The sequence below is a fragment of the Eudoraea sp. genome (assembly GCF_049665975.1).
Lineage (GTDB): Bacteria > Bacteroidota > Bacteroidia > Flavobacteriales > Flavobacteriaceae > Eudoraea.
Genome location: NZ_JBATGR010000412.1, coordinates 1 through 2,429, shown reverse-complemented (window position 1 = coordinate 2,429; position 2,429 = coordinate 1). Strand labels below are relative to the sequence as shown.

Genomic DNA, 2,429 nt, shown 5'->3' with positions numbered 1-2,429 from the left:
TTGCTCTACACCACGGAAAAAGGATTCTTCCTGACTGATATTCCGGGATCCTACATGAAAAATGTAATGTTACATTTCCATTCTCAAAATGTTTGAGTGGGGACTCACCGACGAAGGAGGTAATTCCCGCTTGTACTTTAACTTCAAGACTAAATAAATGAATTCCAGGAATTGGTTTTCCATACTCAAGATGTTTAAGCCTGGACTTAATGTTCCGATGGTCATCAGTGTAATTGCATTATAAAGTTATGATCTTTCTTATTCCTTTTTGCTTCCCCAAAAAGGAATATAAAAAGGGGACTTTTTCACTATGTATTTTTTAAAATTTACAAATTTTAAAAACCGATCAACATGGCTAAATTATCTTCAGGGTTTCGATAATTCTTTACGCCAACTTGCTCTACACCACGGAAAAAGGGTTCTTCCTGGCTGTTAATCCGGGGGCCTACATGAAAAATGTTATGTTACATTTCCATTCTCAAAATGTTTGAGCGGGACAAACCGATCCCGATAGTTCCTTCTCCATAGTATTAAGAAGGAGAAGCTATCGGGAGAGGTAATTCTTCGCCTCAAGTACAAAGGGAAAGCTGAGATTTACGTCTCAGCTTTTTTTATCACAGGTACAACATTTTTAATTTTCACAATAAATCCTTATTGTTCAATTGATTTTGTACTATGTTAGATTCCTGGCCATATAATCTTGCCAAGTGACCAAAACATACTTTTCCTTTCCGTTATTTCTAGTGCTTAAAAATCCGTATTCATAAACAAAAAGATATACCTCTCCTTTTCTGTTCTTCCAATAATGAGTGAAGAATTTTGGGTTAAAACCTTCAGCAGTCATTTCTGATTTTCGAAGGGTCGTAAAACCAGATTTGTTGTATCTCTTTAATATTTTCCTATTAATTTTCAATTGCCTATCCACCTTTAGAAAAAAAGCTTCGGTTTGTTGGCGGTTTTCATATTGGTTTATGGATTTGCATTTCGTAGAGCAAAATTTCTTGTCGGATCTGCCCTTTAGCAACATGCCGCATATCGGGCATAATTTTTTATTAGTCATTTGTAAACGCATATTAATTGGTTAATATACTATTTAAAACTCAAAACATGACTAAACTTGTTCTATGAAATCATTAAAGTCCATAACGCTTTATCATCTAATGATCAATAATGAAAAGATGATAGGTATAAAATTCTCTTCTGATAAGCTCATACAAGGGTTGATTAAGGGCCTGCCATGCCCGAAATGGAGTCAACATTACAATATGACCTATATTCTTAATACAAAGAAGAACCTAAAAATCATTTTCAACACCTTCAACGGTGTAGTATGGATCAACTATAACCGATTCTTGACAAACAAACCTGTAAATACTCACAATGAATCTATTTATGTGGAATGGTTCAGAAAAAGAAAACTCATCCCAGGATATAGGTTCTGTCCTGAAGAGTATCTATTAAAGCTAGAATTAAAGAGGTATGCCAATAATACCGTACGCACTTATGTCTCATTTTTTGAAATGTTCATCAACCATTATAAAGAAAAGGAGTTGAATGCCATCAACGAATCTGATATCAGGGCATTCCTGCAAAAGCTTATCCATAAAAATGTCTCCAACTCATATCTTAACCAAGCAATTAATGCCATTAAGTTCTATTATGAGGTAGTCTTAGGCATGCCCAATAGGTTTTATGAAATAGAACGTCCAAGGAAAGAGTCCAAATTGCCCACAGTAATATCCAAAGAAGAAGTTCTTTCGATTATTGACAATGCCAACAATTTAAAACATAAGTGCATTATAAAGTTACTGTACGGTTCCGGTCTTCGCCGTAGTGAGCTATTAAACCTAAAACTGGTTGATGTTGACAGCAAACGGATGTTGATTCGGGTGAAAGATTCGAAAGGAAATAAGGATAGATATACCCTACTATCGAAGACTACATTGGAAGATCTGCGAATTTATTATAAAGAATGGAATCCTCGAGAATATTTGTTCGAAGGGCAAAAAGGTGGAAAGTATAGCGCTGCTAGTGTTCTCAAAATTGTAAAGGAGGCAGCATTTAGAGCCAGAACAAAACAAACGGTAACCCCTCATGTATTACGTCATAGTTTTGCCACCCATCTATTGGAATCGGGGGTAGACCTAAGACAGATACAGGTACTATTGGGGCACGGTTCAAGCAAAACGACGGAAATATATACTCACGTAGCAACAAATACTTTTAAAAACATAAAAAATCCACTAGATTAGTGGTATTGACAAAATAGAAATATAGTTACTAGTAACTATATACAATTGTTGTGCTTAATTAAAACAAATGAAAATGACAAAATATAGAAATCAACTACCACAGCTTTCGTCATCAATATTTATGACAGATGGAGGACTTGAAACCGACCTCATTTTTAACAAGGGAATAGATTTACC

Annotated in this window: 2 protein-coding genes; one reads left to right on the top strand and one right to left on the bottom strand. The window is 35.0% G+C overall.

What is annotated here, in order from left to right:
* Nucleotides 1–673: 673 nt before the first annotated feature.
* On the bottom strand, nucleotides 674–913 hold the full coding sequence (locus WBN20_RS13650; protein ID WP_424282087.1) for a hypothetical protein: 240 nt from the start codon (nucleotides 911–913) through the stop codon (nucleotides 674–676).
* A 211-nt stretch (nucleotides 914–1,124) separates the two neighbouring features.
* Between WBN20_RS13650 and xerA the strand changes: the two genes are divergently transcribed.
* On the top strand, nucleotides 1,125–2,252 hold the full coding sequence (gene xerA / locus WBN20_RS13645) for a site-specific tyrosine recombinase/integron integrase (protein WP_424282086.1): 1,128 nt from the start codon (nucleotides 1,125–1,127) through the stop codon (nucleotides 2,250–2,252).
* The last annotated feature ends 177 nt before the right edge of the window (nucleotides 2,253–2,429 follow it).

What these genes read in the sequence shown, in the direction of transcription:
- xerA (WP_424282086.1), top strand. Translation starts at nt 1,125, where the DNA reads ATGAAATCATTAAAGTCCATAACGCTTTATCATCTAATGATCAATAAT.